Annotated in this window: 10 protein-coding genes and 1 pseudogene; 5 read left to right on the top strand and 6 right to left on the bottom strand. The window is 66.4% G+C overall.

All coding sequences use genetic code 11. The annotated features are described in order from the left end of the window. Nucleotides 1-233: 233 nt before the first annotated feature. A complete protein-coding gene (locus tag QSJ59_RS13115) occupies nt 234-1442 on the bottom strand; it encodes a PLP-dependent cysteine synthase family protein (RefSeq protein WP_285759805.1) in 1209 nt (402 codons plus the stop codon). A gap of 125 nt (nt 1443-1567) precedes the next feature. Further along, the gene (locus QSJ59_RS13110) at nt 1568-2221 is read right to left on the bottom strand and encodes a helix-turn-helix domain-containing protein (RefSeq protein WP_285759804.1); all 654 of its coding nucleotides are present in this window, start codon (nt 2219-2221) and stop codon (nt 1568-1570) included. Between the two features lie 268 nt (nt 2222-2489). On the opposite strand from QSJ59_RS13110, the gene QSJ59_RS13105 reads away from it, so the two are divergent. Beyond that, nucleotides 2490-2783: a DUF4287 domain-containing protein gene (locus QSJ59_RS13105; protein ID WP_285759803.1), complete on the top strand. Its 294-nt coding sequence runs from the start codon at nt 2490-2492 to the stop codon at nt 2781-2783. Nucleotides 2784-2790: 7 nt separating this feature from the next. On the opposite strand, the gene QSJ59_RS13100 is transcribed toward QSJ59_RS13105, so the two are convergent. Continuing rightward, nucleotides 2791-4056 (bottom strand): APC family permease, encoded by a 1266-nt coding sequence (locus tag QSJ59_RS13100; RefSeq protein WP_285759802.1) that lies wholly within the window; start codon nt 4054-4056, stop codon nt 2791-2793. 215 nt (nt 4057-4271) lie between these two features. Next, nucleotides 4272-4905 (bottom strand): annotated as a pseudogene (locus QSJ59_RS13095) (CatB-related O-acetyltransferase). A 547-nt stretch (nt 4906-5452) separates the two neighbouring features. Between QSJ59_RS13095 and rox the strand changes: the two are divergent. Further along, nucleotides 5453-6889, top strand: coding sequence for a rifampin monooxygenase (rox, locus tag QSJ59_RS13090; protein ID WP_285759800.1), 1437 nt, complete (start codon nt 5453-5455; stop codon nt 6887-6889). Between the two features lie 103 nt (nt 6890-6992). On the opposite strand, the gene QSJ59_RS13085 is transcribed toward rox, so the two are convergent. Next, nucleotides 6993-7628 carry a TetR/AcrR family transcriptional regulator gene (locus QSJ59_RS13085; protein WP_285759799.1) on the bottom strand — a complete coding sequence of 212 codons (636 nt, stop codon included), beginning with the start codon at nt 7626-7628 and terminating at the stop codon, nt 6993-6995. Nucleotides 7629-7776: 148 nt separating this feature from the next. Here QSJ59_RS13085 and QSJ59_RS13080 point away from each other — a divergent pair, with 148 nt between their 5' ends. Together QSJ59_RS13080 and QSJ59_RS13075 are read left to right on the top strand one after the other, a co-directional pair. Beyond that, nucleotides 7777-8535, top strand: a complete 759-nt coding sequence (locus QSJ59_RS13080) for an SDR family NAD(P)-dependent oxidoreductase (protein WP_285759798.1) — start codon at nt 7777-7779, stop codon at nt 8533-8535. Between the two features lie 1176 nt (nt 8536-9711). Next, nucleotides 9712-12090 (top strand): ATP-binding cassette domain-containing protein, encoded by a 2379-nt coding sequence (locus QSJ59_RS13075; RefSeq protein WP_285759797.1) that lies wholly within the window; start codon nt 9712-9714, stop codon nt 12088-12090. 155 nt (nt 12091-12245) lie between these two features. On the opposite strand, the gene QSJ59_RS13070 is transcribed toward QSJ59_RS13075, so the two are convergent. After that, nucleotides 12246-12956, bottom strand: coding sequence for an ArsR/SmtB family transcription factor (locus tag QSJ59_RS13070; protein ID WP_285759796.1), 711 nt, complete (start codon nt 12954-12956; stop codon nt 12246-12248). A 64-nt stretch (nt 12957-13020) separates the two neighbouring features. Here QSJ59_RS13070 and QSJ59_RS13065 point away from each other — a divergent pair, with 64 nt between their 5' ends. After that, a complete protein-coding gene (locus tag QSJ59_RS13065; protein WP_285759795.1) occupies nt 13021-13698 on the top strand; it encodes a flavin reductase family protein in 678 nt (225 codons plus the stop codon). Nucleotides 13699-13797: the final 99 nt, after the last annotated feature.

Below are 13797 nucleotides of genomic sequence, written 5' to 3'. Positions count from 1 at the left end.
TCCGGCGCTGTGCCGGAGCGCGGAACCATGTCCTTCGCCCGGTCCACAGGGAAGCCCCGGGGCCTGGCCACCGCCGTCCCACCCGGCGCCAAGCCGGCCATCCCCGGGTGGGGAAGGACCGCTTGGCGCTTGCGGTTCCCGGTGGAACCACGCACGATTCGCCCTCGGCGGGGGTGGCGGAGAACCGGGGGTCCACAGTGGCGGACTGTGGTGCCCGTCTCCCCGGGCTGCGGTCAGGCTTCCCGGGCCCTGGGGACCGCGGTGGCCGGAGGTTCGTTCCAACGGCCGGTCGCCAGGAAGTCCTCCAACGTCTTGGTGTACGGGGTCAGGTCGAGTTCGAGCGTCTGTTGCACCCAGGTGTCGTCGTAGTAGTTGTGCATGTAGCGCTCACCCTGGTCGCACATGAGCATCACGACACTCCCCTGTTCGCCGTCGGACAGCATCTCGGCGACGATCCGCAGCGCTCCCCACAGGTTGGTGCCGGTGGAGGGACCGGCCCGGTGTCGCAACCGGTCCAGCAGCAGGCGCATGGCTGCGATGGAGGCGGCGTCGGGCACCGAGATCATCCGGTCGACGACAGCGGGCAGAAACGACGGTTCGACGGTTGGACGCCCGATTCCCTCGATGTGGGAGGGGCTCCCCTTGATCCAGGTCGAGGGGTCCGGCGGCCACTGGCTCTTCGGACGGCCCTCATTGGCCACCCAGTTGGGGAAGAACGCCGAGTTCTGCGGGTCCACGATGCAGACCCGGGTGTCCCGCCGACTGAATCGGATGTGCCGTCCGATGGTCGTCCCGGTCCCCCCGGTGCCGGCTCCCGCAACGATCCACTTGGGGTCGGGATGGCGCTCCTCGGAGATCTGCCGGAAGATCGTTGCCGCTACGTTGTGGTCGTCGCGATAGTCGTAGGCGCGCTCGGCGTAGGTGAACTGGTCCATGAAATGGCCATTGGCGGACTCCTTGGCGAGGCGGGCGGCCTCCTTCTCGATGTCGCCGTCGGGGCCCGGGTTTCTCACCTCGCCCCCGTAGGACTTGATCAGGTCCACCTTCTCCTGACTGGTGCTCGTGGGGACGACCGCGGTGAAAGGCAGGCCCAGGAGTCGGGCGAAGTACGCCTCGGAGACCGCTGTCGAACCACTGGACGCCTCGAACACGTGGGTGGTGGAGTCGATCCATCCGGTGCACAGCGCGTGCAGGAACAGCGCACGCGCCATCCGGTGCTTCAGGCTCCCCGACGGGTGGATGGACTCGTCCTTGATGTAGAGGTCGATGCCCCATTGCGCGGGAAGCGGGAACTGGAAGACATGGGTGTCCGCCGAGCGAGTGGCATCGGCGTTCAGCACGCGGATCGCCTCTTTGACCCACCCTCGTTTGCGACTGTCGAAATGGTCGACGATCCGCGTTGTGACGGTGTCCGTGTCCTGTTCGTTCTCTGTCGTGGTCATGCAGTCGTGATTACCCGGCCCCCCGGACAGGGATCACGGCGATGAAAAATCGAACCGCAGGCTCCTGACCTCGTCCTTTCCTGGGGCTTTGCTCCCGATGGGTTCGGGGGGTTTCGGGCCCTCCGCTACTGGTGATCAGGGGCATCCGGCCCAGGGCGCACGTCGCTGTCACCGGCCCGGTGCGCGGACCGACCGGCGGCGGGGCGGGCACGGACGTGCATCCGTTCGCCCTGCGCTCCGAACAGGCTGAGGAACTCCACGGGTTGCTTGCCGGCGTTGGCGAACCCGTGCGGGATGCGGGTGTCGAATTCGGCGGCCTCGCCCGCGGTGAGGACCAGATCGTTGTCGCCCAGGGCCAGGCGCAGGCGGCCGGACAGCACGTAGAGCCATTCGTAGCCCTCGTGAGTCCCCTGTTCGGGGCGCGCGTCCGTGATCGTGCCGGGAGGAAGGATCTGCTTGTAGGCGTGCAGGCCCCCCAGGTAGCGGGTCAGTGGGACGAAGGTCTGGCCGTGCCTGGTGAAGGGGCGCGCGTGAATCCGGGGGTCGCCGGTCTCCGGTGCGCCGACCAGTTCGTCCAGTTGCACGTTGTACGCCTTGGCCAGCGGGAGCAGGAGCTCCAGGGTCGGTTTGCGCTTGCCCGACTCCAGCCGGGAAAGGGTACTCAGGGAGATGTCCGTCGTCTCGCTCAGCTCCGCCAGAGTGATGCCGCGTGCCTGACGCAGTGCCCGCAACCGTGGGCCGACGGCAGTCAACACCCCGGGAATTTCATCGTCTGCCATATCCCTATTTGCTGTTACGGCAAAGGGATTTGTCAAGTTTTCTCTCGTAGGGTGCGTTGCGCCGGCGGCCGGTTCGGACAGGTGCACGCGGTGATCGGTCGCCCCGGCGAGGGTGGACGGGGCCGCGGGTTCGGTTGTGGACATTGCTGTTCCCGAGGGGGTAGAGGGCACGGGATCCCTACTGCGGCGGTGGCGACGTTCGCCGGAAATGTCACCGGCCCGTGCGACGATCGGGAGATCCGTCCAGCGGGCCAAACAAGGAGAACCCGTGTCGTTCCAGGCGTATCTCGACGCGATCGAGGACAAGACCGGCCTCACCCCGCGTACGCTCGTCGATCGCGCCAAGGAGAAAGGATTCGACGACCCTGCCGTCAAGGCCGGGGTCATCGTGCAGTGGCTCGCCGACGACTACGGTCTGGGCCGAGGCCATGCCCAGGCACTCGTCCACGTGATCAAGAAGGGACCGCAGATCAGCAGCAAACATGTGGGCACCACGGGCGCACACCGCGACGCTTCCGACACGCTCTGGCTCGACGGCAAGGCCACCAAACCCGCGCAGTGAGGACAACTCACGATCGTTTCGCCATCCTGCGCAGGCCGTAGACGGTGGCCCCGGCAGCCAGCACCGCCGCCCCCGAGAGGATCGAGCCCAGCGGCAAGGCGAAAGCCAGGACCCCACAGCCGGCCACCCCCAGCCACGCCACGGGACGGGGTGGCCGTCGCTCGGCTGCACTGAGGGTGAGGGCCGCCGCGTTGGCCACCGCGTAGTAGACAAGCACCCCGAAGGAAGAAAACCCGATCACCTCCCGCACGTCCACCGTTGCGACGAGCACCACCACCACGGCGCCGACCGTCAACTCCGCGCGGTGCGGGACCCCGAACCGCGGATGGACGGCAGCCAGGGCACGGGGAAGGTGGCCGTCGCGGGCCATCGCCAGCGTGGTGCGCGAGACACCGAGGATGAGGGCGAGCAAAGAACCCAGCGCCGCCACGGCCGCACCCACCCGTACGACCGGCACCAGCTCCGGTGCCCCGGCCGCACGCACCGCCTCGTCCAGAGGAGCTGCGGCCTGGGCGAGCCGGTCGGGGCCGAGAACGCCCAGAACCGCCACGGCGACGACGGCGTAGACCACGAGGGTGATCCCCAGCGCCAGCAGAACCGCGCGGACGATGGTCCGCGCGGGATCTCGGACCTCCTCGCCGAGAGTGGCGATGCGCGCGTACCCCGCGAAGGCGAAGAACAGCAGGCCGGCCGCCTGGAGCACTCCGGATACCGTTGCGTCCGAGCCGATGTCCAGGTGGGCTGCCCCGACCGCAGGGCCGGTGAGACAGACGACGGCCACCGCAGCGAGTACTGCCAGGACAACGCCGACGATCACCCGTGTCAGCCAGGCCGCCTTCTGCACACCCGTGTAGTTGAGCGCCGTCAACGCCACCACGGACGTGACCGCAACCGTGTGCGCCTGCTCGGGCCACGCATAGACACCAACGGTCAGCGCCATGGCCGCGCACGAGGCGGTCTTGCCGACCACGAACCCCCAGCCCGCAAGGTAGCCCCAGAAGTCGCCGAGCCGTTCACGGCCGTAGACGTAGGTACCTCCGGAGGCCGGATAGCGTGCGGCCAGGCGGGCCGAGGATGTCGCATTGCAGTAGGCCACCACTGCGGCCACGGCCAAACCGAGAAGCAGACCGGAGCCCGCGGCCCCGGCGGCTGGCGCAAGCGCGGCAAAGATCCCGGCGCCGATCATCGATCCGAGACCGATCATCACCGCGTCGGACAGACCGAGTCGACGCTGCAACCCGTTCCCGCCCGCGGACGTTGCCGACGTGCTCATCACTCACTCCTCGACGACGGCACGACGTCGGCAACGGGGCCCGGTTGCGAAAAGCCGACCAGGTTCTCCCGAGAAGGGCACCGAAGAACACTGCCTTTTGACGACCGCGAGGATCTCACTGTTCGTTGAGGGACGGGCGACCTGAGCATGAACGACTGTTGTGCTGCCGGCCATGCACCGGAAAACAACTGCCCGTCGCTCTTGGCGTGCCTGGTTCACCGATGCGGTGGGGCAGCCGCCGCCAGGTCGTCGATCGTCCCGGACATGATCGTGCGCACATGCTCGGTGATGTGCTGGGCAGGCCAGATCCATGAGGCGGGCGACGTCGTCGGCGGCGTAGCGGGTACGGATGAGCCGGGCCGGGTTGCCGCCCACGACGCCGTAGTCGGGAACGTCACCGACGACAACCGACCCGGCGCCGATGATCGCCCCGCTCCCGATGCGCACCCCGGGCATCACCGTGGAGCCGTACCCCAGCCAGACGTCGTTGCCGACCACGGTGTCGCCCCGACCGGGCAGATCGGTGATCAGGTCGAAGTGCTCTGCCCAGGAACCGCCCATCGTGGGGAACGGAAAAGTGGACGGACCGTCCATACGGTGGTTCGCACCGTTCATGATGAACCGCACGCCCGTGCCCAGCGCGCAGAACTTCCCGATGACCAGCTTCTCCGGCCCGTAGTGATAGAGCACGTTGCGCGTCTCGAACGCGGTCGGGTCATCGGGGTCGTCGTAGTAGGAATACTCCCCCACCTCGATCAGCGGCGACTCGACCAGGGGCTTCAACAGGACCACGCGCGGCTGTCCGGGCATCGGGTGCAGCACTGTCGGGTCAGCGGGGACAGGAGTCATGGCGATGTCGTTTCGACGTGGTCTGCAGGCACGAAACCACCATCATCGCAGCTGGAAAGGGGAAGGCCCTGCACGGGGAGAGCACGGACCGTTCGGCGTCATCGCGGCCGACACCGCTCGCGGTCTCACAATTCTTTGACGACCGCTGGGAAGGACACCTGCGGATACGACGCGCGAAACCCATGAGCTGGGAGAAGAGGCACCTCGACTCCGCTTCGGGGATGTCGCTGATCACGAAGGAGGTCGTCCGTCGACAGTGGACGGAGAGTGGAAAGATTCCCCTTTCCACTCTCAACTTATAGCGCACCGGGGGCCTTGCGGCAAGACCCGGGGCGTGCCGCAGAATGGTCGGCCGAGGCCAGAAACTGCGGAAACGACGGACGAACGGACTGCGTTCGTTGTCGTCGACGTACGGGTTGCGCGGGAGTCGAAACGCCGTGGGACGCGCGTTGCGGTTGCGGGAGCTCGGCACGGTGCAGGGGTGTACGTGCCGCCGTGCCGCTGCGAAGCAACTGGCCGAAATCCGATCTCGGTGAATGGGTGTTCGATGATTGACGTGATCGTGGTCGGCGGCGGACCGACCGGTTTGATGGTGGCCGGCGAATTGCGGCTGCACGGCGTGCACACCCTCGTACTGGAGAAGTTGCCCAGGCCGACCGAGCAGTCCCGCGGGCGCGGCCTGCATGCGCGCAGCGTCGAGGTGATGGACCAGCGCGGCCTGTTGGACCGCTTCCTCGCGATCAGTGAGAAATTCCAGGTCGGAGGTCTCTTCGGGGGGATCATCAAACCGTGGCCGGACCGGTTGGACACGGCCCATCCGTACGGCCTCGCCACCCCGCAGCCGGCCACCGAACGACTGCTCAACGAGCGTGCCCTCGAACTCGGTGTCGAGATCCGGCGCGGTTGCGAAATGGTCGGGTTGGCCCAGGACGAGGACGGGGTGACCGTCGAGTTGGCGGACGGCGCACGGCTGCGCTCGCGTTACCTCGTCGGGTGCGACGGTGCCCGCAGCACGGTGCGCAAGCGGATCGGCGTCGGTTTCCCCGGGGAACCCGCCACGGTCGAGACGCTGCTGGGGGACATGGAGGTGACCGAGGAACCGGCGACGATCGCCGCCATCGTCACGGAGGTCCGCAAGACCCAACTACGGTTCGGCGTCGCCCCCGCCGGTGACGGAAACGAGGGGGTGTACCGCATCGTCGTGCCCGCCGAAAAGGTCGCCGAGGATCGTACGGTCGCGCCGACCCTTGAAGAGTTCAAGCAGCAACTGCTTGCTTTCGCGGGCACCGACTTCGGCGTGCACTCGCCACGCTGGCTGTCCCGGTTCGGCGACGCCACCCGACAGGCCGAGCGCTACCGGGTCGGTCGGGTGCTGTTGGCTGGCGACGCGGCGCACATCCACCCGCCGACCGGCGGTCAAGGGCTCAACCTCGGCGTGCAGGACGCGTTCAACCTCGGCTGGAAACTGGCCGCAGAGGTCAACGGCTGGGCACCGGAGGGACTGCTGGACAGTTACCACACCGAACGGCACCCGGTGGGCGCCCGCGTTTTGGACAACACCCGTGCGCAGATCACGTTGTTGGGAACCGATCCGGGGGCGGTCGCACTGAGGGAACTGTTCTCGAAACTGATGGACTTCGATGAGGTGAACCGGTACGTGACCGGGATGATCACCGCGGTCGAAGTCCGCTACGACTTCGGGGAGGGCCACGAACTGCTCGGCCGACGAATGCGGGACGTGAAGCTGAAACAGCGGCGCCTCTACGAGCTGATGCACGGCGGCCGCGGGCTGCTGCTCGACCAGACCGGTCGGCTTTCGGTGGCGGGTTGGGAAGATCGAGTCGACCACATTGTCGACGTCAGTGAGGAACTGGAGGAGCCCGCGATGCTGCTGCGACCGGATGGGCACGTGGCGTGGGTCGGGAACGACCAGCAGGATCTGCTCAGTCAGCTGCCCAAGTGGTTCGGCGTAGCTGTCGGCTGAGCGCGCGGTTGCCGTTCGGAAAGACGGTCCCTCCCCCGGCCATCTGCGTCTTTCGATCCCCCGCGCCCCCGCCCGCACAGGGGCCGAGCATTGCGCGCCAGTGTCAGCGTTCCGGCTTCGGGGTGTATCTGGCGAGCATGGTCTGGACGGCCTGTTCGACGGCGTCGTCGATGTCGGAGGCTGCGGGGTTCCAGTCGGTCAGCAGCATGCGGGGCCACAGGACGTAGTTGGCGATCATGCCCAGGAACTGGTTCGCGGCGCTCTCCGCGTCCGGGACATCAGCGTTGCCCGCCTCGTGCTCGGATTCCAAGTAGTGCTGAACGGAGGTGAAGTAGGGCAGTTTGCCGAGCTGGAACTGCATCCGTCCCAGTTCGGGGAAACGAGGCAGTTCGGCGATGACGATCCGGAACAGGGCCGTCATGCCGGGCTGGCCGACCAGATCGGCATAGCGGTGGCCGATGGTGGTCAGGCCGGAGCGCAGATCTCCGGTCTGTGGCCGTGCGGCAGCGTCGCCGGCGTCGCGCTGCCAGGACTCGGTGACGATGGCCTCGAAGAGGGCCGCCTTGGTGGGGAACCGCTTGAACAGGGTGGACTTCGAGACCCCGGCTGCTTCGGCGATCCGGGCCAGTGAGGTGCCGTCGTAGCCGCGGTCCAAAAACAGTTCTGCGGCTGCGGTGGTGATCGCCTCGCGTTTCTGCTGAGCGACTCTGCGGTGGTGTTCGGAGAGGTCTGCGGCCATACGGACAGTATGCCGCAGAACCGAGGCGAGTCACTTGACTCGCCTCGGTGGCCCCGCTTATGGTGCGAGGGAAAGGCGAGTCGAGTGACTCGTATCGTATCTACGGCACTGGGTGAATTCCGGTAGCCGCGCGGTGGAGGAACAGTTCATGACGATCGTTAAGACCGCTTTGGTGACCGGTGCGAATCGCGGCCTCGGACGTGGCGCGGCCATCGCTCTGGCCACGCGCGGGGTGCGGGTATTGGTCACCCACCGCGGTGATGAGGCCGGGGCTGAGATGACGGTGGAACAGGTGCAGGCGGTGGGCGGGACCGCCGCTGTTCTCCGGCTCGACATCAGCGACGTCTCCTCTTTCGCGTCCTTCACCTCCGAATTGAGCGAGCAGCTGGAGCGCTGGGGTACTTCGCGGCTCGACATCTTGGTCAACAACGCGGGAGTGGGGATCTTCGGACCGCTGGAGGACGTCACGATCGACGACTTCGACACGGTGATGGACACCAACGTCCGGGGCACGTTCTTCCTCATCCAGTCACTTGTGCCGTTGCTGCCCCGAGGCGGCCGCGTCATCAACGTCTCGACGTCACTGACCCGCCACACCAGCCCCGCCACCTCGGTCTACTCCGCCTCGAAGGCCGCCGTCGAAGTCTTGAGCCGCACCCTCGCCGCAGAACTCGGCCCGCGCGGAATCCGGGTCAACTCCATCGCTCCGGGACCGACCGCCACCGATTTCAACGGTGGGGCGATGCGGGACGACGCCGAGATGCGTCAGGCTCTGGCCGGACAGACCGCACTCGGCCGCGTCGGCGAACCTGAGGAGATCGCCGACGCCATCGCCACGCTGGCATCCGAGGGTCTGCGCTGGGTCACCGCCCAGCGCATCGAGGTCTCCGGAGGCGCCTTCCTCTGAGCGATCGGGCGCCTCCTGCGGCGAGTAGTCCGTTGCCCCAGAACCGCACGATGGGCACCTGGGTTCGGGCCTCGATCAGCTTCACGTTTGCCGCGGTACTGCTGCCCACCATGCCGGCGCTTCATGGGCCGAAAAGCACTCAAAGTGCCGTGGACGGTAGTGGATGAGGGCGAGGATCGTTCCTTTGCGCCAACGGCTTTCTCCCGGGTCGTATCCATGGAACAGGACAGCGTTCCGGATCTCCGACTACATGAGCACGCGCGTTTCGGCGAGCGGAGCCACGGTCACAAACCGGGTGGTTCTCTGCGCCGCCCTTCTTCGATCACAACCGTCCAATCGCCCCGTGTGTTCTTGTCCCCTTTGCCGGTTGGCGCTCGCGCGTCGCGTCCGACCATCTGGTTCTTCCCAGTGGGATCGTGCACGTCCTCCATGCCATGCCGTTGGCTGCGATCGCCACGGGAAAGCCGGGTGGTGACGTCATCCTGGCTCCCGGCCTCGGATGCTCACGCTGCTCCCGTCCCGCTGCGCGCGGGACGTGGCCCTGGCTAAGCCCCAGTTCAGGATGGTCCGTGCTCATCGCTGTGTCGCCTCCCAACGACCTCCTGCCCGTTTTGTGAAGTTTTTTCAAGCTCTTGCCCAAAAAACGACGCCACAGAATCGACGCTGCCGGGCTTTCATGATCATCCCCGTGGCATTCGGTGCCCCCATGCGTCGAATGCGCCTACGGCCACCTCAGAGCTTCGATCGCGTTTTGACCCTCTCGGAGACTCTCTGAATAACGTTGCAACGCTTCCCGGGGCCGCCGGGGCCCACTTTTCACTCCCTGACAGCCTGACCCTCGATAAGGTTCACTTATCAGGGGTCAGAAATCCCGCCCCTTGGGGTCTAATTAAGTTTGCTTGAAACGTTTTTCGTTTGCTTATTAACGTTTTAGCAAACGAAACCAACTCAACACGGATTGATAACGCGGACTGGCCCCCGGGAGGCTTCACGAGGCAGCTTGCGAAACAGTGGTGGTCCGGTGCAGGCCGGTTGAGCCGACGGTCGGAAAAGTGTCGCAACGCGGGCGATAATCGCGCCTGACGGGGACACGCGACATACTCGAAGATGGTCGGCTTGAGTCAGATGACACCGGCGAAGACGCCGAAGTGGTCCCGCCCGACAGATGGAGACACGATGGGGACGACAACACAGCCATCCGAGCCGCATGTTGCCGACAGCCATGACCTGATCCGCGTGCACGGGGCACGCGTGAACAACCTCAAGGACGTCAGCGTCGAGATCCCGAAGCGTCGTCTGACGGTGTTCACCGGTGTCTCCGGCTCGGGCAAGAGCTCGCTGGTTTTCGGAACGATCGCCGCCGAGTCGCAGCGGATGATCAACGAGACCTACAGTGCTTTCGCGCAAGGCTTTCTGCCCGCATTGGCGCGGCCCGAGGTCGACGTACTCGAAGGACTGACGAGCGCGATCATCGTCGACCAGCAGCGCATGGGTGCCGATGCCCGTTCGACGGTCGGCACCGCCACCGATGCCAACGCAATGCTGCGCATCCTCTTCAGCCGGCTCGGCCAGCCGCACATCGGCTCGCCAAACGCGTTCTCCTTCAACGTCCCCTCGGTTCGGGCAAGCGGCGCGATCACGATCGAACGCGGCGCCCGCAAAAGCGTGAAACAGACGTTCACCCGTACCGGTGGCATGTGTACTCGCTGCGAAGGCCGAGGAACGGTCTCCGACATCGACCTCACCCAGCTCTACGACGCGTCCAAGTCGATTGCTGAAGGCGCCATCACCGTTCCCGGTTACAAGGCGGACAGCTTCTGGACGGTACGGATCTTCACCGAGTCGGGCTTCGTCGACCCGAACAAGCCGATCCGCGCGTACACCGAGCAGGAGCGCGACGACTTCCTCCACAAGGAGGCAGTCAAGGTGAAGATCGACGGAGTCAACCTCACCTACGAGGGATTGGTCCCCAAAGTACGGAAGTCGTTCCTCTCCAAGGATCCCGATTCGCTGCAACCGCACATCCGGGCGTTCGTAGACCGGGCGGTCACCTTCACGGCCTGTCCCGAATGCGATGGCACCCGGATCAGCAAGGCTGCCCGCTCCTCACTGATCGACGGGATCAACATCGCCGACGCTTGCTCGATGCAGATCAGCGACCTCGCCGAATGGGTCCGAGGCCTCGACGAACCGTCGGTGGCGCCGTTGCTGGCCGCGCTGCTGCAGACCCTCGACTCGTTCATGGAGATCGGGCTGGGCTACCTCTCGCTCGACCGGCCGGCCGGCACGCTGTCGGGCGGCGAGGCGCAACGCACCAGGATGATCCGCCACCTCGGCTCGTCGCTCACCGATGTCACCTACATTTTCGACGAGCCCACCACCGGCCTGCACCCTTACGACATCCAGCGGTTGAACGGACTGCTGCTGCGGTTGCGCGACAAGGGCAACACCGTACTCGTCGTGGAGCACAAACCGGAGGCGATCGCGATCGCCGACCACGTCGTCGACCTCGGCCCAGGCGCCGGCACGGCAGGGGGCACCGTCTGCTACGAAGGAACCGTAGAGGGGCTGCGGTCCGGCAGCACCGTCACCGGTCGTCATTTCGACGACCGCTCCGCCCTCAAGAGCACGGTGCGAACACCGAAGGGCACCCTGGAGATCCGCGGCGCGGCGACGAACAACCTGTGTGACGTCGATGTCGATATCCCGCTCGGGGTACTGGTCGTCGTCACCGGTGTCGCCGGTTCGGGCAAGAGTTCACTGATACACGGGTCGATCCCCACCGGCACGGACGTGGTCTCGATCGACCAGGGCGCAATCCGTGGCTCGCGGCGGAGCAATCCGGCGACCTACACCGGACTCCTCGACCCGATCCGCAAGGCGTTCGCCAAGGCCAATGGGGTGAAACCGGCCCTGTTCAGCGCCAACTCCGAGGGCGCCTGCCCCGGCTGCAACGGTGCCGGCGTCATCTACACCGACCTCGCGATGATGGCCGGCGTCGCCACCACTTGCGAGGAGTGCGAGGGGAAACGATTCCAGGCATCGGTGCTGGACTACCACCTCGGCGGTTGCGACATCAGCGAAGTGCTCGCGATGTCGGTGGACGGGGCCAAGGAGTTCTTCGGTGCCGGCAAGGCACCCATTCGGGCCGCGTCCACCATCCTCGACCGGCTCGTCGACGTCGGGCTCGGTTACCTCACGCTCGGTCAGCCGCTCACCACGCTGTCCGGCGGCGAGCGGCAGCGGCTCAAGCTGGCCACTCGAATGGCTGAGAAGGGCGACGTCTACGTCTTGGACGAGCCGACCACCGGCCTCCACCTCGCCGATGTCGAACAGCTACTCGGCCTGCTCGACCGGCTCGTCGACTCGGGCAAGTCGGTGATCGTCATCGAGCACCACCAGGCGGTCATGGCACACGCCGACTGGATCGTCGACCTCGGCCCAGGTGCCGGGCACGACGGCGGCCGAATCGTGTTCGAAGGCGCACCGGCCGACCTCGTCGCCGCCCGCTCCACTCTCACCGGCGAGCACCTCGCGACTTACGTCGGCCCTTGACCGACACCCGGGAAGTCCCCACCGGGCCCGGTACGAAATGGTGACACGACTTCCGCGGGGCCGGATGTCGTTCGGGCACGACGACGGGTCAGGGATGGTCCGGAGAATCGGGGCGAGAAGGTTCCTGCCACCCGTGATCCTGCCGTGGGAACGGGTCACCGGCCCGAAAGGGAATCGTCGGACAGGCCGAGATGGACGCGCAGAGCATTTCGGCCGTCGGCCGTGACGCACACGGCGCGGGTCGTGCCGATTCGGGCGATCCAACCGGAGTCCAAGGCGTGGCGGCATATTGCTGCACCGACCGCACCCGCCAGATGCGGCCGACGCTCCGTCCAGTCCAGACACGATCGTACGGAGGGGCGACGCGTGGCGGTCGGGACGGTGATGCCGAGTTCCACGAGCCAGATCACTCCGTCACGGGTCAGGCTCAGCCCGTGTCGCCAGTCCAGTAGTTCCCGCTCGGTCATTGCCTCGGTGATCGCGACCCCGACGGTTCCGGCCAGGTGGTCGTAGCAGGTCCGGGCGTAGGCGAGGGCTCGGCTGCGACGCACCGCCGACAGGGAACGGGGTGCGGGAGCGCTGTGCGGAGCCATCACGGTGAGATTCTCGATCAACTCGGCGACGTGGGGATCGGCAAGGCGAACATAACGGTGGCGTCCCTGCCGCTCCTCGGTGAGCAGTCCCCCACGGACGAGCATGTTGAGGTGCCCGGTTGCCGTCGAAGCGGCCACCCCTGCGTGACGGGCCAATTCGACGGCGGTCCATGCCCGGCCGTCGAGCAAGGCCAGGCAGAAGCCGGCACGCGTACCGTCGGCCAGCAGCCTGGCAACGGCCGCCAGATCGGGACCAGTCGCTTGGACGTTCATGGACTCGATTATCACCAGGGATGCTTCGGCCGCTGCCGAAGCATCCCGTTTCTAGGCTGCGAGCATGGACAACGAACCCGGCTGTGTGCCGTCCGCGGAACAGGTCGACACCCACCGTGCCATCGAGCCGAGCATCCTGTACTTCGGAACGCCGGTCGTGCTCCTCTCGACGGAGAACCCGGACGGGTCGTTCAACCTCGCCCCGATCTCCTCGGCCTGGGCCCTGGGGAAGGTGATCGTGCTGGGGCTGGGAGGCGACGGGCAGACTGCGGACAACCTCCGTGACCGTCCCGAACTGGTCATCAATCTGCCGTCCCCCGAGCTGTGGCCGCAGGTGGAGCGACTGGCATCGCTGACCGGCCGCCATCCGGTGCCCCCGACCAAACCGCACGGCTGCCGTTTCGAACAGGACAAATTCACCGCGGCCGGTCTCCGCGCCGAGCCCTCGCATGTGGTCGGGCCGCCCCGTGTCGCCGAATGCCCCCTCCAACTGGAGGCCCGCGCCCAGCGAATACGTCCGGACATCTCCGGGGCGTTCGTCATCGTCGAGTCGGTCACCCGAAAAGTACACGCCGATTCACGCATCGTCGTCCCCGGGACCCAGCATGTCGATCCAGCCGAGTGGAGTCCGCTCATCTACAACTTCCGTCATTACTTCGGGCTCGGCGCGGAACTGGGGCGGTCCTATCGGACGCAGACCCCGCGGAGGCCCACCAGCTCGAACACGAACCCGGCCAGGTAACCCGAGCGCTCCCGCGTGCTGGGCAGCTGGGTGAACCCTCTGCCGACGAAGTCGGCTTCGTGACCGGCCTTTTCCTGTCGATCCTGAAGGTTTCGAGCC

Origin of the sequence: Nocardiopsis ansamitocini (genome assembly GCF_030268225.1) — a bacterium.
Taxonomy (GTDB): Bacteria; Actinomycetota; Actinomycetes; order Streptosporangiales; family Streptosporangiaceae; genus Nocardiopsis_D; species Nocardiopsis_D ansamitocini.
Note: the sequence above shows the minus strand (reverse complement) of the source record. Positions and strands in the feature narration are given on the sequence as shown.